Here is a 25,018-nt window from a genome sequence, read left to right as displayed (position 1 = left end):
CGCACTTGGGGGTTTTCTCTCTGTTACATATAGGTGCGATAAAGGAGCTGGTCGTAAGTGAAATGGTCTGAGCTATCGGTTCATACAACAAACGAAGCGATTGAATCAATTTCGAACATTCTGCATGAAGCAGGGGTAAGCGGGGTCGTTATCGAGGATTCCGAAGATTTAACGAAACATCGTGAAGATATGTTCGGCGAAATCTATTCTTTGGATCCAGACGATTTTCCGACAGAAGGCGTCATTTTGAAAGCTTATTTGCCGGTCAATAGCTTTCTCGGGGAAACGGTAGAAGGCATCAAACTCGCCATCAATAGCCTCATCGATTTTGATATCAATGTCGGGCGCAATGTCGTCACTATCAGCGAAGTGGATGAGGAAGACTGGGCGACTTCCTGGAAGAAATATTATCACCCTGTCAAGATTTCCGAGCGGTTCACCATTGTGCCGACGTGGGAAAATTACCATCCGGTCTCAAGCGATGAACTGATTATCGAGCTTGATCCGGGAATGGCGTTCGGCACCGGCACGCATCCGACGACGGTGATGAGCCTGCAAGCGCTGGAGAAACATGTGCAGCGAGGCAATAGCGTCATCGATGTCGGCACCGGGTCAGGCGTTTTGGCGATAGGCGCAGCGTTGCTCGAGGCAGAAACTGTCCGCGCGCTTGACTTGGACGAAGTTGCGGTGAAGTCGGCCAGTCTCAATGTGGAATTGAATAAAGTGGAACACCGCGTCGAGGTGTTCCATAGCAATTTGCTCGATGCTATCGATAAGCCGGCAGATGTTGTCGTCGCCAATATTTTGGCAGAGATCATCATATCGTTTACAGATGATGCTTATCAGGCGGTAAAACCCGGCGGAACTTACATTACCTCCGGCATTATTGCCCAGAAGAAAAATGATGTGAAAGAAGCGCTTAAAGCTTCAGGCTTCATAATTGAAGACGTCATGATGATGGAAGACTGGGTCACGATCATTTCCAAAAAACCGCTATAACGGGGTGCGACCATGCAACGATATTTTTTGGAAGACGGACACGCGGATCAAGACTATTTGAATATTACGGGCGATGACGCGAAGCATATCACTAAAGTGATGCGGCAGTCAGCGGGCGATAGGCTTATTGCTGTCGTTTCCGGCAAAGTGTATTTGGCGGAAATCATAAATGCCGCGATGGATGTCCATATCAAGCTTCTTGAGGAATTGCCGGACCGCAGTGAACTGCCGAAGCAAGTGACGATCGCTTGCGGCTTGCCGAAAGGCGACAAGCTGGAACTCATCACCCAAAAGGCGACTGAACTTGGGATGAGCGCGCTCTTGCCATATGCGGCAGAGCGGTCGATCGTCAAATGGGACGGTGTCAAAAGCGCCAAAAAGATCGAGCGCTTGAAAAAAATCGCGAAGGAAGCGGCTGAGCAATCCCATCGCAGCCGCATTCCTTTGATACATACTGTGCACAGTTTCCGTGAATTGCTGGAGTCAGCAAAAAACTTCGATGCGGTCATCGTCGCCTACGAAGAAGAAGCAAAGCAAGAAGGCGGAAAGCGGTTTGCCGAAATTCTTAAATCATTGTATGATAAAGACTCTATCTTGCTTGTTTTCGGGCCGGAAGGCGGCATTTCACAAGCTGAAGCAGATGCGCTCGCTCGGTCCGGCGCACAGTTTGCGGCGCTCGGTCCGCGCATCCTTCGGACAGAGACGGCACCGCTTTATGCGTTGTCGGCATTATCCTACGAATTCGAATGAAAGAGGTGGCCACTGATGACAACAGTTGGATTCCATACTTTAGGCTGCAAAGTGAATCATTATGAGACCGAAGCAATCTGGCAATTGTTCAAAGAGCAAGGCTATGAGCGGACAGAATTCGAGCACCATGCTGATGTTTACGTCATCAACACTTGCACCGTCACGAATACGGGGGATAAAAAAAGCCGACAAGTGATACGCCGTGCGGTCCGCACGAATCCGGACGGGGTCATCTGCGTAACGGGCTGTTATGCCCAAACCTCGCCGGCAGAAATCATGGCGATTCCGGGAGTTGACATTGTCGTCGGTACACAAGACCGGACCAAACTGCTCGGGTATATCGACCAATACCGAGCCGAGCGCACGCCAATCAATGCGGTCGGCAATATTATGAAAAACCGTGTCTATGAAGAGCTCGATGTGCCGGCATTTACGGACCGGACCCGCGCATCTTTGAAGATTCAGGAAGGCTGCAATAATTTCTGCACGTTCTGCATTATTCCATGGGCGCGCGGCTTGATGCGTTCCCGCAATCCACAGGAAGTCGTTCGCCAAGCCCAGCAATTGATCGATGCCGGCTATCAGGAAATCGTTTTGACTGGCATCCATACAGGCGGCTACGGCGAAGACTTGAAAGATTATAATTTGGCGCAATTGCTGCGCGACTTAGAGGGGAATGTCAAAGGCTTGAAGCGTTTGCGCATTTCCTCCATTGAAGCGAGCCAATTGACCGATGAAGTGATTGTTGTATTGAAGCAGTCCGAAATCGTTGTGCGCCATCTTCATGTTCCGATCCAATCCGGCTCAGATACTGTTTTGAAACGGATGCGCCGAAAATATACGATGGCGTTTTTTGCAAACCGGCTCGACCGGCTGCGTGACGCATTGCCGGACCTTGCGATTACGTCTGACGTCATCGCCGGGTTCCCGGGCGAGACGGAAGAGGAATTCATGGAAACGTTCCATTTCCTCCGCAACCAACAGTTTTCCGAGCTTCACGTCTTTCCCTACTCTATGCGCACTGGTACGCCGGCAGCCCGCATGGATGGCCAGATTGATGAGGCGGTCAAAAATGCTCGCGTCCATCGCTTGATTGAATTGAACGACCAATTGGCGAAGGGATATGCGAGCCGCTTTGAAGGCGAGCTGTTAGAGATCATTCCGGAAGAACAATCGAAAGACCAAGCCGGCATGCTTGTCGGCTATACGGACAATTACCTGAAGGTCGCGATTCCGGGAGATGATTCCTTGATCGGGAAAATCGTCAAAGTGAAAATCACTAAGGCAGGCTATCCGATGAACCGGGGGCAATTTGTCCGTGTAATAGACATCGTTCCTGCATAACGAAACCTACTAGTAGAATGGAGAAATAATTCATGACGAACATTGCATCTTTAATCGATCACACGCTGTTAAAAGCAGATGCTACAGCACCACAAATTGAGCAGCTTTGCAAAGAGGCGGCAGAATACAACTTTGCATCCGTCTGCGTCAACCCGACATGGGTATCTCTAGCTGCACGCGAGCTGGACGATAGCGAAGTGAAAGTGTGCACGGTCATCGGCTTCCCGCTCGGTGCTGCGACTTCAGAAACGAAAGCATTTGAAACGTCCGATGCCATCGGAAAAGGCGCTGGAGAGATCGATATGGTCTTGAACATCGGCGCGTTGAAAAGCGGCCAGGAAGATGTCGTGAAGTCCGATATCGAAGCAGTTGTCACAGCTGCAAAAGGAAAAGCAATCGTCAAGGTCATCCTTGAAATCTGCCTGTTGACGGACGAAGAAATCAAACTGGCGAGCCGCTTGTCGAAACAAGCGGGCGCAGACTTTGTTAAAACATCCACTGGATTCTCTACCGGTGGCGCGACTGTCGAAGCGGTCCGCTTGATGCGCGAAACAGTGGGACCAGACCTCGGCGTGAAAGCTTCCGGGGGAGTACGCAGCCTTGAAGACGTCGAGCAGATGGTCGAAGCTGGAGCAACGCGCATCGGTGCCAGTTCAGGCGTTCAGATTATGCAAGGACTGACTTCCGATAATGATTATTAAGTATTGACGAAGATGTTTTATTGCGTTATAATTTTATAGTATATAACACTTGTTGTTATCTGCTTCAACGTGTGTTCGGAGGGAGGGAAAAAGAGATGACAAAAACAAATGTTCGTAAAAACGAATCAATTGAAGATGCTCTTCGCCGCTTCAAACGCACTGTTTCAAAGTCCGGAACAATGCAAGAGGTAAGAAAGCGCGAGTACTATGATAAGCCGAGCGTAAAACGTAAATTGAAATCAGAAGCTGCGCGTAAACGTAAATTTTAATTGACTTGATCTTAAATGACTTTTAAAAATAGTAACGATCAGCTCAGACCGGAAGCACATTTGTGCTTTCGGTTTTTTTATCGACTTAAAACGTTCACCATTTGGAAAGATGTAAGCGCATTCCATCGTAACTTGGAGAAAATTCCTTTATAATGAAAAAAGAAGGCGTGCTTGTGAAACCGCAGGGCATTTCATCCGTATACATAACTATCCAAAGGTTTCATAGGTGGAAAGGAGGAAACACCGTGCGTAGAAGGAATGCCTGGATCGGTTTTATGTTCCTGGTTCTTGCACTTGCTTTGGCGATTCCAACCATTTCTGCAAATACAGAAAAAGTCTATGTCATCCCGATCGAAGCGGAAGTGGAAAGAGGGCTCCAATCATTTTTGGAGCGGGGCATTGAAGAAGCTGAAGATGCCGATGCCGATGCTATCGTCTTTGAAATAGATACACCGGGCGGTTTTGTCAATGCGGCAGACGGCATTGCACGCTTATTGAATGACACTTCAGTCGAGACGCTTGCTTTCATTAATCAAGATGCTCTTTCGGCTGGTGCATTTTTGGCACTGTATAACGATGAAATCTACATGCATCCAAACGGCCGTATTGGAGCTGCGCAAGTCATCGACCAGTCGGGCAATGCTGCTGCGGATAAGGCGAACTCTGCTTGGCTGTCTTCAATGAGAAGTGCAGCGGAATCTTCCGGCCGCGATCCGCAATATGCGCTTGCCATGGCTGATGCTGAAATTGATCTCCCGGAATACCGGGCAGGTCAAGGACAGTTGTTGACGCTCGGGGCAAGTGAAGCGATCGATGTCGGCTATTCGGAAGGCACGGTTTCGACGCTCGATGAGCTATTGGAACTCAAAGGGCTCTCCGGTGCTGAAGTAATTCAAGTAGAGGAAAATTGGTCCGAAACGATTGCGCGGTTTTTGACTAGCCCGCTGATCGTGCCGATTTTGCTGTCTGTAGCAGGACTTGGACTATTGCTTGAATTGTTTACGCCAGGTGTCGGCATCCCAGGGTTTTTCGGCTTGTTTTCGCTGATGTTGTTCTTTTATGGCCATTTGGTGGCAGGACTGGCTGGGTATGAATCGATACTGCTGTTGATCCTCGGCCTCGGGTTGATACTCCTTGAGTTTTTTATTCCGGGCGGCGTCATCGGCATGTTCGGAATACTGGCAATCATCGGCAGTATATTATTGGCGGGTGAAGATGTCCAAACGACAGCAATTGCAGTTTTGATTGCGCTACTTGTAGCTTCGGCAGGGATGGTGATTTTAGTGAGATTTTTTGGGAAGAAACTTAGCATGTTTAAACGAATAATTTTAACGGATGCAACCGATACGGAGCACGGCTATGTTTCAAGCGTCAACCGCCCGGAGCTAATCGGCCAGACCGCACATTCTACAACTGCCCTAAGGCCATCCGGTACGATCCGGCTCGGTGATGAATACATCGATGCGGTATCCGAAGGACGGTTTATCGACAGCAACAAAGATGTTAAGATAATAAAGGTAGAAGGGTCGCGCATCGTTGTGCGTGAACTCGAAAAACAAGAGGAGGAAGAATAAATGGGACTTGAAACAATCGGCCTTGGCGCCGCGATAATTGCGATTATCGTCGTGCTTGCCATCTTTTTCACATTTGTACCAGTCACATTGTGGATTTCCGCCATGGCGGCAGGCGTTCGCATCAGTATCTTCACATTAATCGGGATGAGATTGCGCCGGGTTATCCCGTCACGCATCGTCAACCCGTTGATCAAAGCTTCAAAAGCAGGTCTTACTGTTACCATTAACCAACTGGAAAGCCATTACTTGGCAGGTGGTAATGTTGACCGTGTTGTTAACGCATTGATCGCAGCACACCGTGCAAACATCGATCTGCCGTTCGAACGCGCAGCCGCAATCGACCTTGCTGGACGTGACGTACTAGAAGCGGTTCAAATGTCCGTTAATCCGAAAGTCATCGAAACGCCATTCATTGCTGGTGTTGCGATGGACGGGATTGAAGTGAAGGCAAAAGCCCGTATTACTGTACGCGCCAACATTGACCGCCTCGTCGGTGGTGCTGGTGAAGAAACGATTGTGGCCCGTGTCGGTGAAGGTATTGTCTCGACACTCGGTTCTAGCACAAACCATAAAAAAGTTCTGGAAAACCCAGATCTTATTTCCCAAACTGTTCTAGGCAAAGGCTTGGATTCCGGTACCGCTTTTGAAATCCTATCGATTGATATCGCAGACGTTGATATCGGCAAAAACATCGGTGCGGAACTTCAAACCGAGCAAGCGGAAGCAGATAAGAAAATCGCACAGGCGAAAGCTGAAGAACGTCGTGCAATGGCTGTCGCAAGCGAGCAGGAAATGAAGGCGAAAGTCGTTCAGATGCGCGCAAAAGTTGTCGAAGCCGAAGCCGAAGTGCCAATGGCGATGTCAGAAGCATTGCGCTCAGGAAATATCGGTGTTATGGATTACGTCAATTACAAAAACATTCAGTCTGATACAAGCATGCGCGAATCCATTTCGAAAAGCGGAACGGAAAAACAACAGGAAGAGAACTAATAAGCTCCGCCATAACTCAAGGGAGGTTTTGGAATGGAACCCCTCATCATAATGGTGATTATCATGGCCATCAGTGCCCTGTTCAGCAAGAACAAAAAGCCTGATGGCAATCAGCCGGCAAAGCGCCAACAAGTCCCAGGCGCGTCTCAAACCTCCCAAACACCGCAAGCGCCACAAGGCGGACAGCGGAAGTTTAAGCGGATTGAAGATTACGCCAAAGAGATTTACAGCGAAATGCAGGCTCAAATGCAAGAAGATCCGAAACGGGCAGAGCAAGCCCGCCAAGTGAAAGAACAGGCGGAGCGAGTGAAATCTCGTGCTATCGAGGAAGTGGATAAGCGGACCAAATCCCCTTCCCCTGGGAGACAAGCTAAGCAACCAACGACACGCCCAGGAAGATTAAGCGCTCATAAAGAGGAAGCTCTGCAGCCCGCAGTGCATCAAACGGTGAAAGATGAACTTCTTCCGCTGAAAGATGAAGATGTACTCAAAGGAATCATTATGGCGGAGATTTTATTGCCGCCAAAAGCTAAGCGTTAAAGAACAGACCGGCAGAAATCGAGCCGGTCTTTTTTTAACGCTTTTATAAATACATAATCATATTATGTAAACCATATTATATTCATTTCATTTACATTTCCATAGAGGAAATGATAGAGTTGAAGAGAATGAAAAACACGATCCAAGGAGCGTCTAAATGACAGAAAATAGCTTACTCGAATTGCATGTGAAAGACCCGAATGAAGCAGTCCAGCTTCTCGGGACATCCGACAGCCACTTGTCGCTGATCGAAGAAAGTTTTGATATTCAAATCATTACCCGCGGTGAAGTTATCCGTTTGGCTGGTTCTGAAGAAGGCAAGCAAACGGGCAAGTTGTTATTGGAGCAATTGTTGAAAGTGATCCGCAAAAACATCAACATCGACCAGCGTGATATCGTCTCTGCTATCGAAATGGCTAAAAACGGGACGATTGAATATTTTGCAGAGCTATACGATGAAGAAGTGGCGCGCAGTGCGACCGGTCGATCGATCCGCGCTAAGACGATCGGGCAGCGCCATTATATCCACGCAGTCCGCCAGAGCGATATGGTGTTCGGGATCGGTCCTGCCGGAACCGGCAAAACTTATTTGGCAGTCGTGTTGGCGGTGCAGGCTCTGAAGAACGGACACGTCAAAAAAATCGTCTTGACCCGTCCTGCCGTTGAAGCAGGCGAAAGCCTTGGATTTTTGCCAGGGGATCTAAAAGAAAAAGTTGACCCTTATTTACGTCCATTGTATGATGCATTGCATGATGTCATGGGGCAGGAGCAGACGAACCGACTGCTCGAGCGCGGCACGATTGAAATAGCGCCGCTTGCCTATATGCGGGGACGGACACTGGAAGAAGCGTTTATTATTCTCGATGAAGCACAAAATACGACGAAAGCACAAATGAAAATGTTTTTGACGCGCCTTGGCTTCAACTCGAAAATGATCATTACAGGCGATAAGACGCAGATCGATTTGCCAAGAGGCGCAGAATCCGGTTTGATTGCAGCGGAGAAAAACTTGCATGGCGTCAAAGGAATCCAGTTTCAGTATTTGGAGAAAGGCGACGTGGTGCGCCATCCGCTCGTCTCAAAAATCATCGAAGCTTACGAGAACCAGCCTTCCTAAAGGTTGGTTCTTTTTTTGACGTAAGATGAGCCGTCATGAGGGCAGATAAAAAAACTAGTTATTGCTTCTGCGATGACATTTACAGGAGCAACGAGGTCCAGAAAATTATTATTAATTTGTTAGGAGCGATGAAAAAAACAGGATGTATTGGTATGATGAAATGAGAAAAGTGGGGTGGTCTAATGGCGGGATGGATCAGGCGGATGTATACGCGGTTCGGGGCTCCTGTAGTCTTGATCGGCATCAGTTTCATAACAGCTGTAGTCATGTTTGGGTTTTTATACGATACGATTGCGACCGATACATATGAAGTGGAATTATTCCAATTGTCAGAGGAGACGATCCGGGCAGCGAAGACAGTCGAGGATCCGGTCCGGACAGAGCTTGAACGCGAACGGGCGGCTCAGGAAGTGCAGCCGAGCTACCAGTATATCGAAGAAATTGCCAATAATCAGGCAGCCCTCGTCGAATCACTATTCGGCTATGTATTTGAGGCGCAACAAACAAATGAACAAACTGGAGAAGAGGAACCGGAACCGTCAGATTATGGTGCAGCTTTGGGAGAACTTCGAGAAACGATCAGGCTGCTCGAACAGAACGAAAACGGGCTGCAATTGACAGATGATATGCTCTTGTCGCTGCTCGTCCTCGAAGAAGATATGCTATGGCATGTCGAGTGGGAAGTTCAAAATCGAGTGCTTGCTGCTTTGCAGGAGCCGCTTCGGGAAGCTGGAGTTACGCAGGCGCGTAATTCTGCGGAACAGGAAATCCGTGAGAATGATCAGATTCCGGCTTCTGCAATACCCGCTGTAGTGGCCATTACACGGTCCAGTATTATCCGAAATGAGGTCGTCAATGAAGAACTGACCGAAGTACAAATAGAGCAAGCGCGGGCGAGTGTTGAGCCGACGCGTATTTTGCAGGGACAAGTGCTTATCCAGAAAGGCCAGCTGATCGACCGTGAAGTTTTTCGCCAGTTGGAACTGGCGGGCATGACCGAGCAGCGGTCGAATTTCCGGCCGGCTGTTGCATTGAGTTTCTTTGTACTGATTGCTGCGGGGTTATTGCTGCTTGTACTGCAAAGTTCAAAAGTAGAAGGCGTCAAAAAAGTGATTCGGCTGACTATTGTTTTTGCCGTCATCGCATTATCATTATTGATGATGAAGCTGCTCGAAGTAATCAGCGGCAATTTTGATGTCGTCATCGACTTTATTTATCCGACGGCATTTGCTGGAATTTTAGTGAGGCTCCTTGTCGATGAACGGACGGCCGTGTTTGTGACGATTCTCCTTAGCGCGTGCGCAGGAATGCTACTGCAAAGCGGCTATGCCGGCATTTTTCAGATGGATGCCGCGTTGTATGTGTTATTTGGCGGATTGACGGGGATATACTTAATACGAAGCGGTCAACGCAGCATCCGCATCTTACCGATCAGTTTAGCGGTCGGGGGTATCCATTTATTGTATGTGGCGTTCTACCTGTTGGTGAACCAAAGCCAGTATACACCGGAAGAAATTGGGTTCTACGCCGCGGCGGCCATTGCGGCGGGGCTGTTGTCTGGTACGCTTGCAACGGGTTTGCTGCCGCTGTTTGAAACGGCTTTCGGCATATTGTCGACGATGAAGCTGATCGAGCTGTCAAACCCGAACCATCCGCTGGTGAAGAGAATTTTGACCGAGACGCCAGGCACTTATCATCACAGTGTTATGGTGGCGAACCTTTCGGATGCTGCATGCGAAGCGATCGGCGCAAATGGCCTCCTGGCGCGTGTCGGCTGCTATTATCACGATATCGGAAAAACGGTCAATCCGCAGTATTTCATCGAAAATCAAACGCACGGCAATGCACATGACCGGCTGAAGCCGGAACAAAGCCGGGATATCATACTGGCTCATGGCAAGGATGGTGCGGCGATTTTGCGGAAACATAAAATGCCGAAAGAATTGATCGATATTGCAGAGCAGCATCATGGCACCACCTTGTTGAAGTCCTTCTATTATAAAGCTAAAGAACAGCACGAGAATGTGCCTGAGCAAGAATACCGCTACGAAGGGCCAAAGCCGCAGTCCCGTGAAAATGCCATCATCATGATTGCAGACAGCTTAGAAGCAGCGGTTCGTTCGAAGGATGCAGCGAGTCCGGAGAAAATCCGCGAATTGGTGGACTCGATTACGGAAGATAAGTTGAAAGATGGACAGTTTGATGATTGTGATATAACGTTAAAAGAACTAAAGAAAGCGAAATCCGTCATGTGCGAAACATTAAATGGCATTTTCCATTCACGGATTGCGTATCCGGACGACAAGAAGTAACGAAGGGAGGGAAAAGGATGCTAACGATTGATTTTTTGGACGAAACCGGACAACTGGGCGAACAAGCGCTGGAGTTCGTCTCGAAAGTGTTGCAGCACGCGTCCGAGCACGAACAAACAGGACAAGCGGAACTATCGGTTACGTTCACCGACGATGATTCGATCCGCGTAATCAACCGTGACTATCGGGGGAAAGACCAGCCGACAGATGTCATTTCCTTTTCCATGGAAGAAGCAGGGGAAGATGAAGTGGCGATCATCGGTGAAACCGGACCCCGCATGCTCGGGGACATCATCATTTCAGTGGAGCGGACCAAAAGCCAGGCAGCGGACTACGGGCATAGCTTCGAGCGTGAACTCGGATTTTTGGCCGTCCACGGATTTTTGCATCTGCTCGGCCATGACCATTTGACCGAACCCGATGCAAAAAGAATGTTTGCGAAGCAGGAAGAAATACTCGCTTCATTAGGTGTCACACGTGATGTTTATGAAGCTGAGTAGGCTACTCCGCTCGTTCGGTTTTGCTGCACAAGGGATCGGCGTTTCACTCAAGCGCGAACAGAATATGAGAGTGCACGCACTTGCTGCTGTAATCGTCATCATTGCCGGGTTTTTGACGGGGCTCGATAAGTCAGAATGGATGCTGATCATCATGTTGATCGGCGGCATGATCGCTCTCGAACTGGTCAATTCTGCATTGGAGCGAACCGTTGACCTCGTCACGGCAGAACGGCATCCGCTGGCGAAGCAAGCAAAAGACATGGCGGCGGGCGCCGTTTTGGTATTTGCTGTGACAAGTGCTATAATCGGTTTGCTGATCTTTTTGCCGAAATGGTTTTATTAAATAGGCGGTGAGGATATAACTCCCGTGATCATAACAAAGTGAGTGATGAAAATGGACAAACAACAATTGATGGAACAAGCTATCGCAGCACGCGGAAACGCCTATGTACCGTATTCGAAATTTCCGGTAGGAGCTGCACTTTTATCAAAAGACGGAACAGTTTATACAGGCTGCAATATTGAAAATGCTGGATACTCGCTGACCAATTGCGCTGAGCGCACGGCTGTATTCAAAGCGGTTTCAGAAGGCATCAAGGAATTTCAAGCGCTTGCGGTTGCGGCCGACACAAAAGGCCCGGTTTCCCCGTGTGGAGCATGCCGCCAAGTGCTCGTGGAATTTTGTGCACCGGATATGCCGGTTTATTTAACTAATCTTGAAGGAGCGGTGTCGGAAACGACAGTCGCAGAATTGCTTCCGGGCGCCTTCACAACGGAGGATTTAAAATATGCTTCAAGAAAATAAAGGATACAAATCAGGTTTTATTTCCATCATCGGTCGCCCAAACGTCGGGAAATCCACATTTTTGAATCGTGTCGTCGGCCAGAAGATCGCTATCATGAGCGACAAGCCACAAACGACGCGCAATAAAGTCCAAGGCGTCGTAACGACGGACAACAGCCAAATGGTCTTTATCGATACACCAGGCATCAACGAACCAAAGCACAAGCTCGGCGATTTCATGATGAAAGTCGCGAAAAACACATTCCGCGAAGTGGACGTGCTGTTGTTTGTCGTCAGTGCCGCTGACCGCATCGGAAAACAGGACCGCTATGTGCTGGACATGCTGAAAGGGCTTGACGTTCCGGTCTTTTTGGTGCTCAATAAGATCGACCAGGTGCACCCGGATGATTTGCCGAAAATCGTCGAATCGTACCGCAAAGAGTTTGATTTTGCAGAAGCTGTCCCGATTTCCGCTTTACAAGGCAACAATGTCGAAAACTTGCTGGCGAAAATCGAAGAGCGCATGCCGGAAGGGCCGCAGTATTACCCAGCGGACCAAGTGACAGATCATCCGGAACGCTTTATCATTTCCGAGTTGATCCGCGAAAAAGCTTTGCATTTGACGCGCGAGGAAATTCCACATTCGATCGCCGTCGTCATCGATAAAATCGCGCCAGATGAGGAAAGCGAAAACATGATCCGCGTCCAGGCGACGATCATGGTCGAGCGCGATTCCCAAAAAGGAATAGTCATCGGCAAAAAAGGTGCTCTTCTGAAAGAAATCGGCACGCGTGCCCGCAAAGACATTGAAAACCTGCTCGGCACAAAAGTATATTTGGAGCTATGGGTCAAAGTCCAGAAAGATTGGCGCAATAAAGCAATGCATCTCCGTGATTTCGGCTTTAGAGATGACGAATACTAAGGAGTCTTGCTTATGCAGAACCAACTCGAAGGCATTGTCATCCGTGCGCGTCCCTACGGCGAAACGAATAAAATCGTCACTTTGTTCACCAAAGAAGCGGGCAAGATTACATGCATGGCGCGCGGAGCAAAAAAGCCGGCGAGCCGCTTAGCGGCCATCACACAGCCGTTCACGCACGGCGTCTTTTCCATTTACAAAGGCCGTGGCATGGGAACGTTGCAGGCGGGAGACCAATTGGAATCGCTGCGCTATATCCGTGAGGACATTATGGCGACCGCGCATGCAAGCTATGTTGCTGAACTTGTAGATCGGTTGACCGAGCAGGATGAGCCGCAGCCAGTCATTTACGATATGCTTTATCAGGCGCTGCACGCGATTGCGGATGGCTACGACCCGGAAGCAATCACCTTGTTTGTTGAATGGAAAATGTTGCGTGTGGCTGGGCTTACCCCGACTTTGCACGAATGCGCCAATTGCGGGGCGACGGAAGGAGAGTTCGCTTTCTCTTTTCAGGAGCTCGGCTTTCTGTGCCACCGCTGTTTTCATATAGACCGCTACATCATCCGCTTGAGCCCGGCGCTCGTGAAGTTGATCCGCACCTTTTATTTCGTGCCGATTGAACGCGTCGGGGCGTTGACGCTGAAAAAAGAGTCGAAGACATTGCTCAAGCAAATCGTGCGAACGATTTACGAAGAGCAGGCGGGTATCCGCTTGAAGTCACGCTCGTTTCTGGAGCAGCTCGAACGCACGCCTGAATTTTTGCCCGAAAAGAAAAAAGACATCCCGGAAGGCGATTAAGCCTCGGGATGTCTTTTTTTTAGAACTGGATATGTTGTTCGATATACGCGCGCACATCGTTGATCGGCATGCGTACCTGCTCCATTGAGTCACGGTGGCGAACGGTAACTTCCCCGTCTTCAACCGAATCGAAATCGTAAGTGATGCAAAACGGTGTGCCGATTTCATCCTGGCGGCGGTAGCGTTTCCCGATCGATTGGGATTCATCGTAATCGACCATGAAATGCTTCGCTAGATCAGCGAATACTTCTGTTGCCCCTTCAGACAACTTTTTCGATAACGGCAACACGGCCGCTTTATAAGGCGCGAGTGCCGGATGGAATTTTAAGACCGTGCGTGTTTCGTCGTTATCCAAAGCTTCTTCCTGATAAGCATCGACCAAGAAGGCAAGTGTCACACGGTCAGCACCGAGTGATGGTTCGATGCAATACGGGACGTAGCGTTCGTTCGTTACCGGATCGATATAATTGAAATCTTCGCCGGAATATTCCATATGGCGCTTCAAATCGAAATCGGTGCGGTCTGCGATGCCCCATAGTTCGCCCCAGCCGAACGGGAATTTGTATTCGATGTCGACAGTGGCATTCGAGTAATGGGACAATTCGTCTGCGTCGTGTTCGCGCAGGCGCATATTGCTTTCGTTCATGTTCAACTCGAGCAGCCAGTTTTTGCAGAAATCGCGCCAGTACGCATACCATTCCAAATCTTCACCTGGCTTGCAGAAGAATTCAAGTTCCATCTGCTCGAACTCGCGCGTCCGGAACGTGAAGTTGCCTGGTGTGATTTCATTGCGGAAGCTTTTGCCGATCTGTGCGATTCCGAACGGCATTTTTTTGCGCATCGAGCGCTGGACATTCTTATAGTTGACGAAAATCCCTTGAGCCGTTTCCGGGCGCAGGTAAACTTCGTTCGTGGACGATTCGGTGACCCCTTGGAAAGTCTTGAACATCAAGTTGAACTGGCGGATATCGGTGAAATCAGCTTTGCCGCAAGTCGGGCATGTGATTTCGTGTTCGTCGATCAATTCTTTCATGCGTTCGAACGACAAGCCGTCAACAATCAGTTCAATGCCTTTTGCATCAAGTGCATTTTCGATGAGTTTATCCGCACGGTGGCGGGATTTGCATGATTTGCAGTCAATCATCGGGTCATTGAAGTTGCCGAGGTGGCCTGAAGCTTCCCATGTTTTCGGGTTCATCAAGATGGCAGCATCCAAGCCGACGTTATGTACAGATTCCTGGACGAATTTTTTCCACCAAGCTTTTTTGATATTGTTCTTCAGCTCGACACCAAGTGGCCCGTAATCCCACGTATTGGCGAGGCCGCCGTAAATTTCAGAGCCCGGGAAAACGAATCCCCGGTGTTTGGCTAATGATACTACTTTTTCCATTGACATCTTCATTACCTCCATAAAATAAAAAAATCGCACACGCCACGGACAAATGTCCGAGGACGAGTACGTTACCCGCGGTTCCACCTCGATTGGCTGAAAGTAAAGTTCAGCCCGCTCGCTTACCTATAGCTCCGGATTGCCGTTTCCCGCTGTTGCAGGCTTGCACCATCCCTGCTCGCTCGTGTGCGGTACTTATCGATCCATCTGCGCCATTATTCGATTCCTAATTATTGTATCATGGCAATCTTTTCTTCGCAATATCGCATGCAATAGTATATAATAATTAGTATTGAGTATAACATATTTAACTTTGAGGCGGTGAGTCCAATCGAACTCAATAAGCGACAAGAGGAAATTTTACAGATCGTCAAAGGTAATGGCCCGATTACTGGCGAGCAGATTGCTGACCGGTTGAACCTGACGCGTGCAACGCTCCGGCCGGATCTTGCGATTTTGACGATGGCAGGCTTTTTGGATGCCCGGCCGCGTGTCGGCTATTTTTATTCCGGCAAGAAACCTGGCCAGGATATCAGCGATACGATGAACAATATGAAGGTCAAGGATTTCCAGTCGATTCCTGTAGTAGTCAGGGACGATGTCAGCGTATACGATGCCATCAGCCAAATGTTTTTGGATGACGTCGGAACGCTTTTTGTTGTGGACAAAAATTCGTGCCTAGCAGGGGTATTATCACGCAAAGACCTGCTTCGGACCAGTCTCGGCAGCCAAAATTTAAACGCAATTCCTGTACATATCATCATGACGCGGATGCCGAACATTACATATTGTGTGCGCAATGATTCGCTTATACAGGCCGCAAACCGGCTGATCAATCAGCAAATCGACGCATTGCCGGTCGTCGAAGAACATCCGGAAGGGTTCAAGGTCATCGGCAGGCTGACCAAGACCAATATTACACGAGCGTTTTTATCCCTTTCAGAAAATCACGAAGTGTGAGGTGCACAATATGAGTTTATTGCGGATGTTTATCGTCTCCGACTCAGTAGGAGAAACTGGAGAACTGGTCGCGAAAGCGGCTATCAGCCAATATTTGAATACAGAACAAAATGCCGTGTTTAAACGGTTTCCTTATATCGAATCAATTGCACATTTACAGGAGATCATCAAACTTGCTGAAGGACAGCGTGCTGTCATCGTCTATACCTTGGTATCGAAAGAACTGCGCCATTTCGTAGAACGTGAAACAGCGCGCTACGGCATCAAAGCGATCGACCTGATGGGCCCTTTGCTTGATGCATTGGAAGAAGAGCTACAATCTGCACCGATCGGAGAAGCGGGCCTGGTCCGCAAGCTAGATGACGATTATTTCAAAAAAGTCGAGGCGATTGAATTCGCGGTGAAATACGATGATGGGCGTGACCCGCGCGGCATTTTACTGGCGGACATCGTCCTTGTCGGTGTTTCCAGAACGTCAAAGACACCATTATCGCAATATTTGGCCCACAAGCGCTTAAAAGTCGCCAATGTCCCGCTCGTACCCGAAGTGGATCCGCCGGATGAGCTATTCGATGTCGATCCGAAAAAATGTTTCGGCCTGGTCATTTCGCCTGAGAAATTGAACAATATCCGTAAAGAACGCTTGATTGCGCTCGGGCTGAACGATGATGCCAATTACGCAAAGCTCGACCGGATTCACGAAGAAATCGTCCACTTCCGGAAAGTGGTCGACCGCATCGGCTGTGAGACGCTGGATGTGACTAATCGTGCAGTTGAAGAAACCGCCAATTTGATTCTAGGGAAACTTCAGAAACAATAAGGAAATCCGCCTGACTGGGCGGTTTTTCTTATGGCCTGATCATCTAAAACCTTTTTTCTCAGCCTTTCTATGGATTTTTACAAAAAAACGTTTTATAATGAAGAATTGTGGCTAAACTTTAATAACAACATAAAGTACTTCTCCATCTTTTTGTCGAAATTTGAAGGATTTTGCTGTGGTTTAACGAATAAAGTAAGGTAAGCAAATAAAGATGGTGATAAAGTGTCCAATCGAATACCAGAAGAAGTGATTGAACAAATCCGTTCCAAAGCAGATATCGTGGACGTCGTTGGGGAGTATGTCCAATTGACAAAGAGGGGCCGCAATTGGTTTGGCCTTTGCCCATTCCACGGTGAAAGCACCCCGTCCTTTTCTGTGACGGCCGATAAGCAGATTTTCCATTGCTTCGGCTGCGGTGCTGGGGGCAACGCCATCACGTTTTTGATGGATATTGAAAACATCAGTTTTCAAGAAGCGCTGTCGAAATTAGGGGAACGGTCAGGCATCGAAGTCGATGTGCAATCATCGCACGATGCCAAAGGTACAGCGCAGGCAAGAAATGACGATCCGCTCATTTTAATGCATGAATTCGCCGCAGATATGTACCATCATATTTTGCTGAATACAGAAGAAGGGCAAGCGGCACTGGATTACTTGGAGAATCGTGGATTCACACAAGAAATCATTGAAAAGTACCGCATTGGCTGGGCGCTTCCAGAGTGGAATTATATGGAAACCGCACTGCGTCGCAAAGGTTATGACGACGTACAATTGGAAGCGAGCGGCTTGGCCATTAAGCGAGAAAAATCCGATGGCTGGTTTGACCGCTTCCGTGGTCGCATCATGTTCCCGATCATGAATGAGAACGGCAAAACCATCGCCTTCTCGGGCAGGGTTCTTGAGCAAACTAAACAAGAAGCCAAATATATGAACAGTCCGGAGTCGCCGATTTTCCAGAAAAGCCATGTGCTCTATAATGTCCATTTGGCGAGGGGCGCAATCCGAAAGAACCGCAAGATTGTTTTGTTTGAAGGGTTTATGGATGTCATTGCAGCCGGTAAAGCGGGCATCGACAATGCTTTGGCGACAATGGGAACGGCGCTCACTGCGCAGCATATCCGGCTGATGAAGCGCTTTGCTCAAGAAGTGGTTGTTTGTTTCGACGGTGATGATGCCGGTTGGGAAGCAGCCAAACGTGCAGCAGCGCCGCTGGAGGAAGCTGGTTTCAAGCTTGGCATTGCAGTCCTTCCAAACGGCATGGACCCGGATGATTTTGTCCGCCAAAACGGCGCTGATGCTTTTCGGGAACAGGTGATCGGCAAGCCGCAAACCTTTATATCATTTGCCATGATGCATGCGCGCCGCCACAAGAATTTCCAATACGAAAACGATCTCCTTCAATATATTCAAGAGGTGCTGCAGTTACTCGCAGGGAAATCCTCACCTATTGAACGGGATTTGTATATTAAGCAGCTGTCGGCAGAAACGAAGCTTTCAGAAGAAGCGATTTTGCAGCAATACAGACGCTTAGAAAGCCGCAGCATCGAACGCAATCGGCCGAAAGCCGCAGAAACGGCCCAAGCAGCCCCCAAACGGGAGCAAAAGAAAATCACATCGCTTCACCGGGCAGAGCGTTTATTGTTTGCCCATGCACTCGCAGACCCGATAGTTATGGAAAAAATTGCCCGTGAAGCCGAAGCTATCCCGTTTGTCAGTGAAGAGTTTCAGGCACTTTATGTGCAGCTGCTCGGTTTTTACGAAGAGTGGGAAAAAGCGGACTTCCACAAATTCCTGGAAACCTTGACTGATCAGGAACTAAGAAGGCTCGTGATGGAAACGACTTTAGTCGAGCGCGATCCAGAACATCCGGAAGAAGAAATTGCAGATTGTTTGAAGCATTTGCAAAAGCACCGAATTGAACAACAAATCAGTTTGAAAATCCAGCAATCAAAAGAAGCGGAAAAACAGCATGATTTGAAGCGCGCTTTGCTTCTGGCACAAGAAGTGATTGCTTTACGGAAATCATTGTAGAATATTCCGGTTTTTTCTAAAGGAGGAAAATTGTATGGCCGAGAAATCTGAACGCCAAACAGAAGTCGTAACAAATAACATCCCGCTGCCTGCTGAAGGCCCGGAAGCAACTGTCGAAGATGCGAAAAAGCAACTGGTCGAACAAGGGAAAAAAACCGGAGAACTGAACTACGAACAGATTGCCGATAAATTGGCTGTTTTTGAAATGGAATCAGATCAAGTGGAGGAATTCATTGATCAACTAGAAGGGCACGGCATCGAACTCGAACGGAAAAGTGATGACGAGGAACATTTGGATCGTCTCATGAAGCCGACCGAAGATAAATTTGATTTGAACGACCTGAGCGTCCCGCCAGGCATCAAAATCAACGATCCGGTCCGCATGTACTTGAAAGAAATCGGGCGAGTCGATCTTTTGAAAGCGGAAGAAGAAGTCCGCCTCGCGAAATTGATTGAACAAGGCGACGAAGAAGCCAAAAAACGTTTGGCGGAAGCGAACTTGCGCCTTGTCGTCTCAATCGCGAAACGCTATGTCGGACGCGGCATGCTGTTCCTGGATCTGATCCAAGAAGGCAACATGGGCCTTATCAAAGCTGTGGAAAAATTCGACTACTCGAAAGGCTTTAAATTCAGCACCTACGCCACTTGGTGGATCCGTCAGGCGATTACACGCGCTATTGCTGACCAAGCGCGGACCATCCGCATCCCGGTCCATATGGTCGAAACGATCAATAAATTGATCCGCGTCCAGCGCCAGCTGCTGCAGGATCTAGGACGCGAACCTTCACCGGAAGAAATCGGCGAAGAAATGGATTTATTGCCTGAAAAAGTGCGTGAAATCCTCAAGATCGCTCAAGAGCCGGTGTCGCTGGAAACACCGATCGGCGAAGAAGACGATTCGCATTTGGGCGACTTCATTGAAGACTCCGATGCGCAGTCGCCATCGGACCACGCCGCTTATGAATTATTGAAAGAGCAACTTGAAGATGTACTTGATACGTTGACAGACCGCGAAGAAAATGTTTTGCGCTTGCGTTTCGGGCTTGATGACGGCCGTACGCGCACACTTGAAGAAGTGGGCAAAGTGTTCGGCGTCACGCGCGAACGCATACGCCAAATCGAAGCGAAAGCACTGCGTAAACTGCGCCATCCTTCACGCAGCAAACGATTGAAAGATTTCCTGGAATAAAAATTAACCCCCTAGCATTTGCTGGGGGGGTTTTTGTGAGTCAAAAAAGGATCGGATTAAGTGGAAATCAGTTCAGCCGATAAGAATAACATGACAAAGACACCGAAGACCAGTAGAGGTGACTGGAGAAAGGATTCTTCGGTTTACCTTAATTAGAATAAAGAGCGGCATGGATGTTGTAAGAATAACTTTTTTGTTATGCCTTGATTGTGTCGGAATTTTTCCTATATAATGAATAGTGAAAGCGCATACACAAAGGGGATGTAATAAAAATGAATTTCGATTTGACGCAAGAACAACAGATGATCAAAAAAACGATGCGGGAATTCGCTGATAAAGTGGTAGCGCCAGGGGCAGTCGACCGCGACCGCACAAAGGAGTTTCCGAAAGAAGCATTCAAACAGCTATCCGACATGGGGATGATGGGATTGCCGTTTGATGAGGCTTATGGCGGAGCAGGAGCGGATACGACTAGTTTTGCAATCGTCACGGAAGAATTGAGCCGCGTCTGTGCTTCTACTGGCATCACGTATTCCGCACATATTTCACTTGGCGGCGCACCCCTCAGCTTGTTCGGGACAGAAGAGCAGAAACAGAAGTATTTGACGCCGATTTGTTCTGGGGAGTCGTTCGGTGCATTCGGGCTGACAGAACCGAATGCCGGGTCGGATGCCGGGGGAACGGAAACCCGCGCGGTAGAAGACGGCGACGACTGGGTCATTAACGGATCGAAAGTATATATCACAAACGCCAGCCACGCGAAGCATTTGGCGATTACGGCAATCACCGGCATGAACGACGGCAAAAAAGAGATCAGTGCGATCATTGTGCCGACCGATGCAGAAGGCTTCACGATTATCGATAATTACGAAAAAATGGGCTTGAACGCATCGAATACGACAGAACTCGTGCTTGAAAACGTGCGTGTGCCGAAAGAAAACCTGCTCGGCAAGCGCGGGGAAGGCTTTAAGCAATTCCTTGTGACGCTTGATGGCGGCCGGATCGGCATCGCCGCGATGGCTGTCGGAATTGCACAAGGAGCGTTCAACAAAGCGCTGGCTTACGCCAAAGAGCGCAAGCAGTTCGGCAAAACTTTATCGGAATTTCAAGTGACGCAATTTAAACTGGCCGATATGGCGATGAAGATCGAATTGGCGCGCAATATGGTTTATAAAGCAGCTTGGCTGAAAGACCAGGGGCGGCCGTTTACGAAAGAAGCGTCCATGGCTAAACTATATGCATCCGAAATGGCGATGGAAGTGGCCAATGAAGCGATTCAGATCCACGGCGGCTATGGCTATATGAAGGAATACGAAGTGGAGCGCTACATGCGCGATGCGAAACTTTTGGAGATCGGCGAAGGGACGTCTGAAGTGCAGCGCATGGTCATTTCGCGTCTGGTCGGCTGCTGATCCAAGGTTTTCAATAGTTTGGCTGAAAAGAACTGTGTGGTTTTCTTGCTTGGTAATAGCCGTCAACCCAATCCAGTGATTTTACTGATTTTGTCACAATCCGGCAAATATTATTCATTATGGCTTTTCGTTTACTGGATAATACAGTACAATAATGAATGATACTTATACTATCATCAAGCAGAACACAGTAGAAGGAGGGGTAACGGATGCAAAAGAATGCAATTGTACCTTATATCTTAATCATGGCTTTCGGGATTGGCCTAATTTTCTTCCTATCATTGGAAGGAGTTAACAATGAAGCTGAAATCGCTGAAGAACAAGCTGCAGAAGAAGGCGGCGAAGCGGCTGAAGGCGAAGGCGAAGGCGGAGAAGAAGCAGCAAGCGGTGACTTCGATCCAGAAGCTCACGCACAAGCAAGCTGTGTTTCTTGTCACGGTTCAAGCTATGAAGGCGGAGTTGGCCCAACACTAGTCGGCACGGCACTTTCACAAGAAGAAATCGAAGAAATTCTTATTAACGGTAAAGGCACAATGCCAGCGGGCACTGTTCCAGAAGAAAACGCAACAGCAATGGCTGAGTGGGTATTGACACTCGAATAGCATCAAAAACCCTTGGTTCTTCTGGAGCTAAGGGTTTTTTGTCACTTAGGGGGATATTTATGAATGCACAGCAATTATCACAACGATTAATGAAAGTGGCAGAGTACGTACAACAAGGTGCGGTCGTCGCTGACATTGGCTCCGACCACGCTTATTTGCCTTGCCAGCTCGTACATATAGGAACTGCGAGCCGCGCAGTCGCCGGGGAAATAGTCAAAGGACCATACGAATCTGCCAAAAAGCAAGTGCGTGAGGAAGGGCTTGAAGATAAAATTACCGTCCGCTTGGCACCTGGACTTGAAGCAATCGAACCGCAAGATGGCATTACCGCGGTCACCATCGCCGGCATGGGCGGCTCGCTGATCGCTTCCATTTTAGCTGAGGGAAATGAACGCTTGAAAGGGGTGGCGCGCCTCGTTTTGCAGCCGAATGTCCACGCACAAGCGATTCGGGAATGGGCGGTCCGCAATCAATGGAAGATAGTTGCAGAAGACATTTTAAAAGAAAAAGAAAAAATCTATGAAATCGTTGTATTGGAGCAGAGCTCGGAACCAGTCGAGCTGGATGCAAAGCAATTATTGTTCGGACCTATTTTGCTGACACGCCAAAATGAAACGTTTCAGGAAAAATGGCAGCGAGAAGCAACACAATGGAAGGCGATTGCTGAGCGCATGGAGAAGGCGGAAGAAACCCCAGACATTCGCATGAAAAAAGAGCAACTGCTCGAAAAAATCGCATTGATGGAAGAGGTGTTCGCTGATGAAAATTCCTAACGGGCAGCAAATCATCGAAGAATTTGAAAAGTGGTCGCCGAAATACTTGGCGATGGAAGGCGATCCGATCGGTCTTCACGTCGGCACATTGAATAAAAAGATCGAGCGCGTGCTCGTGACATTGGATGTCAATGAGGCGGTAGTAGATGAAGCAATCGAAAAAGGGGCGGGGTTGATCATTGCGCATCATCCACCGATTTTCCGTCCGTTGAAAAACTTGCAGACGGATTTTCCGCAAGGCAAATTGATGGAGAAATTGATCAAAAATGATATTGCAGTATATGCAGCGCACACCAATTTGGACGTCGCACAGGGCGGCGTCAATGATTTGCTGGCAGATGCACTTGAATTGACCGATACGGATGTTTTAGTGACGACCTATGAAGCGGAATTGGTGAAAATTGCCGTGTTCGTTCCGGAAAGCCACGAAGAACAAGTGAGAAAAGCATTCGGGGATGCAGGGGCAGGCGCGATCGGGGATTACGACCATTGCAGCTACACATTATCCGGCACGGGGCGCTTCCGTCCATCCGATTCAGCGGATCCGTTTATCGGTCAAGCCGGCAAAATGGAAATGACAGCAGAGTCGAAAATCGAAGTGGTTGTCAGAAAAGCTCATAAAGACCGCGTCATCCGGGCCATGGTCACCGCACACCCATACGAAGAGCCGGCATTCGACGTCTTTACGCTGGAAAACAAAGAGCTGCCGATGGGACTTGGCCGCATCGGGCGCCTAAAGCAGGAAATGAGTTTACAGGCTTTTGCTGACCATGTGAAACAGAGTTTGGACGTGCCGTTTGTGCGCGTTGTCGGCAACGCAGATACGCTTATTAAGAAAGTAGCGGTGCTCGGAGGTGACGGCAATAAATACATCCAGCAGGCCAAACGCGCCGGAGCCGATGCATACGTAACAGGAGATCTTTATTTCCATGTCGCGCAGGACGCCGAAGCAATCGGCTTGTCTGTCGTCGACCCGGGGCATCACGTCGAGAAAGTGATGGTCCAGGGCGTCGTCAAGCACATGGCGCAGAACGGGCAAAACTGGCAATGCGAATTTTTGCCATCCGAAGTGAATACCGAGCCGTTCCGGATTCAATAAAGAGAAACTTCACTCAGTGAGGCATGAAGCCTCACTGAGTGTTAGTTGATCCAATCGGACTTATATGGCCAGTTGAAACTTCCGGTTCGAAGAAGTGGGAGTTTTTACTGATCGTTAAAGCGGGATAAAAAAAGAGGCCATTGTTGGCCTCTTTTTTTATCTATTCGTTTATCGTATAAGGTTCGATGCGGTTGGACGGTTGTGGATGTTTGATCTTCGGCAAAATCTTATTGAGCGGTACCGAACGATCAAGTTTATGTGTTGCTGGATCTTCGTGGTCGAATTGCTCCAAGAACTTCATCACTTCTTTGACGATCGGTGTCGGTGTCGACGCTCCAGCCGTCAAAGCGACCGTATCGATTCCTTCCAGCCATTCCAGTTGCAATTCCGACAAATCGGAAATGCGGTAAGCCGGCGTACCGGCGATGTCCTGTGATACTTGTGCGAGCCGGTTGGAGTTATTGCTCATCGGGTCACCAATGACGAGCAAAAGGTCAGCATCGACCGCTTGTTCCGCCACCGCTTCTTGGCGCACTTGCGTTGCCAGGCAAATTTCCTTATGCACTTCAGCGTGTGGGAAGCGTTCTTTTAGCCGCTCCATCAGATGAACAACGTCCCACTGGCTCATCGTCGTCTGGTTGGTGATGATGATCTTGTCTTCATTCAGCTCCAGCGCGTTGACATCGTCGAGCGTTTCGACCAAATGGACAAGATCCGGAGCTACGCCGATTGCGCCTTCCGGTTCCGGATGGCCGCTCTTGCCGATATAGACGATATGGTAGCCTTCAGCGGTCTTCTCGCGGATCAGGTCATGCGTGACCGTCACGTCCGGGCAAGTGGCGTCGATCGAAACAAGTCCTTTTCTGCGGGCCAGTTCCCGCACTTGCGGGGAAACTCCGTGTGCTGTGAAGATGACCGTTCCGGTTTCGACTTTCTCCAAAATTTCGAGGCGGTTGGTGCCGTCGAGCGTAATGATGCCATCTTGTTCAAATGCATCCGTTACGTGTTTATTGTGGACAATCATACCGAGTATATAAATCGGGCGCGGCAAAGTTTCGTCCATGGCCGCATTTTTTGCGATGACCATAGCATCCACTACCCCGTAACAATAGCCTCTTGGCGAGATCTTTTTTACTTTCATT

Annotated in this window: 25 protein-coding genes; 23 read left to right on the top strand and 2 right to left on the bottom strand. The window is 48.8% G+C overall.

All coding sequences use genetic code 11. From position 1 onward, the window contains the following. The first annotated feature begins 57 nt into the window (after nt 1-57). The 15 genes from prmA (at nt 58) to recO (ending at nt 13,600) form a co-directional block, all read left to right on the top strand. Nucleotides 58-999: a 50S ribosomal protein L11 methyltransferase gene (gene prmA / locus J7E21_RS05990; RefSeq protein WP_215105630.1), complete on the top strand. Its 942-nt coding sequence runs from the start codon at nt 58-60 to the stop codon at nt 997-999. A gap of 12 nt (nt 1,000-1,011) precedes the next feature. Beyond that, entirely contained in the window at nt 1,012-1,749 is a 738-nt protein-coding gene (locus tag J7E21_RS05985; RefSeq protein ID WP_215105628.1) for a 16S rRNA (uracil(1498)-N(3))-methyltransferase, read from the top strand. 15 nt (nt 1,750-1,764) lie between these two features. Then, on the top strand, nt 1,765-3,093 hold the full coding sequence (mtaB, locus tag J7E21_RS05980; protein WP_215105626.1) for a tRNA (N(6)-L-threonylcarbamoyladenosine(37)-C(2))-methylthiotransferase MtaB: 1,329 nt from the start codon (nt 1,765-1,767) through the stop codon (nt 3,091-3,093). 32 nt (nt 3,094-3,125) lie between these two features. Then, entirely contained in the window at nt 3,126-3,794 is a 669-nt protein-coding gene (deoC, locus tag J7E21_RS05975) for a deoxyribose-phosphate aldolase (RefSeq protein WP_215105624.1), read from the top strand. Nucleotides 3,795-3,889: 95 nt separating this feature from the next. After that, nucleotides 3,890-4,063, top strand: a complete 174-nt coding sequence (gene rpsU / locus J7E21_RS05970) for a 30S ribosomal protein S21 (RefSeq protein WP_112232367.1) — start codon at nt 3,890-3,892, stop codon at nt 4,061-4,063. A 245-nt stretch (nt 4,064-4,308) separates the two neighbouring features. After that, nucleotides 4,309-5,637, top strand: coding sequence for an NfeD family protein (locus tag J7E21_RS05965; RefSeq protein WP_483313478.1), 1,329 nt, complete (start codon nt 4,309-4,311; stop codon nt 5,635-5,637). After that, nucleotides 5,638-6,627 carry a flotillin-like protein FloA gene (floA, locus tag J7E21_RS05960; RefSeq protein WP_215105622.1) on the top strand — a complete coding sequence of 330 codons (990 nt, stop codon included), beginning with the start codon at nt 5,638-5,640 and terminating at the stop codon, nt 6,625-6,627. Nucleotides 6,628-6,660: 33 nt separating this feature from the next. Continuing rightward, entirely contained in the window at nt 6,661-7,167 is a 507-nt protein-coding gene (locus tag J7E21_RS05955; protein WP_215105620.1) for a hypothetical protein, read from the top strand. Nucleotides 7,168-7,324: 157 nt separating this feature from the next. Further along, nucleotides 7,325-8,284: a PhoH family protein gene (locus J7E21_RS05950; RefSeq protein ID WP_215105619.1), complete on the top strand. Its 960-nt coding sequence runs from the start codon at nt 7,325-7,327 to the stop codon at nt 8,282-8,284. 182 nt (nt 8,285-8,466) lie between these two features. Continuing rightward, the gene (locus J7E21_RS05945; RefSeq protein ID WP_215105618.1) at nt 8,467-10,596 is read left to right on the top strand and encodes an HD family phosphohydrolase; all 2,130 of its coding nucleotides are present in this window, start codon (nt 8,467-8,469) and stop codon (nt 10,594-10,596) included. Nucleotides 10,597-10,613: 17 nt separating this feature from the next. After that, nucleotides 10,614-11,096, top strand: a complete 483-nt coding sequence (gene ybeY / locus J7E21_RS05940) for an rRNA maturation RNase YbeY (protein ID WP_215105617.1) — start codon at nt 10,614-10,616, stop codon at nt 11,094-11,096. Next, the gene (locus J7E21_RS05935; RefSeq protein WP_215106150.1) at nt 11,083-11,439 is read left to right on the top strand and encodes a diacylglycerol kinase family protein; all 357 of its coding nucleotides are present in this window, start codon (nt 11,083-11,085) and stop codon (nt 11,437-11,439) included. The genes ybeY and J7E21_RS05935 overlap by 14 nt, the downstream gene beginning before the upstream one ends. A 51-nt stretch (nt 11,440-11,490) precedes the next feature. After that, nucleotides 11,491-11,901, top strand: coding sequence for a cytidine deaminase (locus J7E21_RS05930; protein WP_215105616.1), 411 nt, complete (start codon nt 11,491-11,493; stop codon nt 11,899-11,901). After that, entirely contained in the window at nt 11,885-12,802 is a 918-nt protein-coding gene (gene era / locus J7E21_RS05925; protein WP_215105615.1) for a GTPase Era, read from the top strand. The genes J7E21_RS05930 and era overlap by 17 nt, the downstream gene beginning before the upstream one ends. 12 nt (nt 12,803-12,814) lie before the next feature. Beyond that, the gene (recO, locus tag J7E21_RS05920) at nt 12,815-13,600 is read left to right on the top strand and encodes a DNA repair protein RecO (RefSeq protein WP_215105613.1); all 786 of its coding nucleotides are present in this window, start codon (nt 12,815-12,817) and stop codon (nt 13,598-13,600) included. 19 nt (nt 13,601-13,619) lie between these two features. Here the strand turns inward: recO and J7E21_RS05915 are convergent, their stop codons facing one another. Beyond that, nucleotides 13,620-14,996, bottom strand: coding sequence for a glycine--tRNA ligase (locus J7E21_RS05915; protein ID WP_215105611.1), 1,377 nt, complete (start codon nt 14,994-14,996; stop codon nt 13,620-13,622). A 315-nt stretch (nt 14,997-15,311) separates the two neighbouring features. Here J7E21_RS05915 and ccpN point away from each other — a divergent pair, with 315 nt between their 5' ends. The 8 genes from ccpN (at nt 15,312) to J7E21_RS05875 (ending at nt 23,876) form a co-directional block, all read left to right on the top strand. Next, nucleotides 15,312-15,950: a transcriptional regulator CcpN gene (ccpN, locus tag J7E21_RS05910; RefSeq protein ID WP_215105609.1), complete on the top strand. Its 639-nt coding sequence runs from the start codon at nt 15,312-15,314 to the stop codon at nt 15,948-15,950. 10 nt (nt 15,951-15,960) lie between these two features. Then, the gene (locus tag J7E21_RS05905) at nt 15,961-16,770 is read left to right on the top strand and encodes a pyruvate, water dikinase regulatory protein (protein ID WP_215105607.1); all 810 of its coding nucleotides are present in this window, start codon (nt 15,961-15,963) and stop codon (nt 16,768-16,770) included. A 222-nt stretch (nt 16,771-16,992) separates the two neighbouring features. Continuing rightward, nucleotides 16,993-18,801, top strand: a complete 1,809-nt coding sequence (gene dnaG, locus J7E21_RS05900) for a DNA primase (protein WP_215105605.1) — start codon at nt 16,993-16,995, stop codon at nt 18,799-18,801. A gap of 34 nt (nt 18,802-18,835) precedes the next feature. Further along, entirely contained in the window at nt 18,836-19,990 is a 1,155-nt protein-coding gene (gene rpoD / locus J7E21_RS05895; RefSeq protein ID WP_215105603.1) for an RNA polymerase sigma factor RpoD, read from the top strand. Nucleotides 19,991-20,262: 272 nt separating this feature from the next. Next, entirely contained in the window at nt 20,263-21,402 is a 1,140-nt protein-coding gene (locus J7E21_RS05890) for an acyl-CoA dehydrogenase (RefSeq protein ID WP_215105601.1), read from the top strand. Nucleotides 21,403-21,611: 209 nt separating this feature from the next. Then, the gene (gene cccA / locus J7E21_RS05885; protein WP_215105599.1) at nt 21,612-22,004 is read left to right on the top strand and encodes a cytochrome c550; all 393 of its coding nucleotides are present in this window, start codon (nt 21,612-21,614) and stop codon (nt 22,002-22,004) included. 59 nt (nt 22,005-22,063) lie between these two features. Next, entirely contained in the window at nt 22,064-22,777 is a 714-nt protein-coding gene (locus tag J7E21_RS05880) for a tRNA (adenine(22)-N(1))-methyltransferase (RefSeq protein ID WP_215105597.1), read from the top strand. Next, nucleotides 22,764-23,876 carry a Nif3-like dinuclear metal center hexameric protein gene (locus J7E21_RS05875; RefSeq protein WP_215105595.1) on the top strand — a complete coding sequence of 371 codons (1,113 nt, stop codon included), beginning with the start codon at nt 22,764-22,766 and terminating at the stop codon, nt 23,874-23,876. The genes J7E21_RS05880 and J7E21_RS05875 overlap by 14 nt, the downstream gene beginning before the upstream one ends. Before the next feature lie 160 nt (nt 23,877-24,036). On the opposite strand, the gene J7E21_RS05870 is transcribed toward J7E21_RS05875, so the two are convergent. Next, on the bottom strand, nt 24,037-25,017 hold the full coding sequence (locus tag J7E21_RS05870; protein WP_215105592.1) for a 4-hydroxy-3-methylbut-2-enyl diphosphate reductase: 981 nt from the start codon (nt 25,015-25,017) through the stop codon (nt 24,037-24,039). Between the last annotated feature and the right edge of the window lies 1 nt (nt 25,018).

Origin of the sequence: Planococcus sp. ISL-109, from assembly GCF_018613655.1 — a bacterium.
GTDB lineage: Bacteria > Bacillota > Bacilli > Bacillales_A > Planococcaceae > Planococcus.
This window is presented reverse-complemented; position numbering and strand designations above follow the sequence as displayed.